The sequence below is a fragment of the Rathayibacter sp. Leaf248 genome (genome assembly GCF_920939495.1).
GTDB classification, from domain to species: domain Bacteria; phylum Actinomycetota; class Actinomycetes; order Actinomycetales; family Microbacteriaceae; genus Rathayibacter; species Rathayibacter caricis.
Map to the genome: position 1 here is coordinate 1 of NZ_CAKLAV010000006.1, position 1,253 is coordinate 1,253.

Here is a 1,253-nt window from a genome sequence, read left to right on the forward strand (position 1 = left end):
GTGAAGTCGCAGACGCACACCTCGCCCGAGCTGCTCGATGCCACGATCGACACCAGGCGGAGCCTCGCCGGATCCGCCATCGCCTTCAACGCCCGCGCCAGCAGCTCCGCGCCCTCCGCGCTCAGCGGCTCGCGCCCGAGCGGCGCGCAGCACGCGGCCGCCGCCGCGGTGAGAGTCAGCTCGGTCATCGCCATGTCTCCACCTTCCCATACATTGACAGTCATCGATATGCCGAGGCAGACTCGGTCCATCGATGACCGTCGATATTGAGGAGTGCACCTGATGACCCTGCTGCTGACCGTCCCGCCCCGCACCGACGAGCGCCGCCTCACCGGTCTGCCCGTCGCCGTCATCGGCGCCGGGCCCGTCGGTCTCGCGGCCGCCGCGCAGCTGCTCGAGCGCGGCCTCGACGTCATCGTCTACGAGGCCGGGGACAGCGCAGGCGCAGCCGTGCAGCAGTGGGGACACACCCGCCTGTTCTCCCCGTGGGAGTACCTGGTCGATTCCGCTGCCGGACGCCTGCTCGATGCGAGCGGTTGGGAGGCTCCCGCAGCGAAGAAGCTGCCCACCGGGCACGAGTTCGTCCGCGACTACCTCGCGCCCCTCGCGGCGACCCCGCAGCTCGCCCCGATCGTCCGCTACCGCTCCCGCGTGACCGCCGTGAGCCGCGAGGGCATGGACCGCACCCGCTCCACCGGCCGCGCCGGGACCCCGTTCCTGCTGCGCCTGGACACCCCGGAGGGCGTCACCGACGTCACCGCTCGCGCCGTGATCGACACCTCCGGCACCTACTCGACCCCCAACGCCCTCGCATCGGCCGGCCTCGATCCGATCGGCGCCGCCGACGTCGCCGAGCACCTCAGCCACGCGCTTCCCGACGTTCTCGGCGCCGACCGCGCCCGGTTCGCAGGGAAGAGCGTCCTCGTCGTCGGCGCAGGCCACTCCGCCGCGAACACTCTGATCAAGCTCGCTCGACTCGCCCGCGAGGAACCGGGCACGAGCATCACCTGGGCGATCCGTGGCACCAGTCCGCTGCGGGTTTTCGGCTCCGGCGACGACGAGCTGAAGGAGCGCGGCAAGCTCGGCGGCACGGTCCACCAGCTCGTCCGCGACGGTGCGATAACCCTCCTCGACCGCTTCGAGATCGACCGGCTCGAGAAGACCGCCACCGGTCGGGTCGCCGTCCTCGGGCGCCGCCGGAAGGAGCGCGAGAGCGTCGAAGCCGACGTCGTCGTGCAGGCCACCGGATTCCG

General features: G+C 71.7%; 1 protein-coding gene and 1 pseudogene. One reads left to right on the forward strand and one right to left on the reverse strand.

Going from position 1 to position 1,253, the window contains the following annotated elements; genetic code table 11:
* Positions 1 to 188: pseudogene (locus LRG51_RS19480) on the reverse strand (transcriptional regulator); the annotation flags it as partial.
* A gap of 94 nt (positions 189 to 282) precedes the next feature.
* Between LRG51_RS19480 and LRG51_RS19485 the strand changes: the two are divergent.
* The coding region (locus LRG51_RS19485; protein WP_230674288.1) for an FAD-dependent oxidoreductase at positions 283 to 1,253 on the forward strand (971 nt) is incomplete at its 3' end.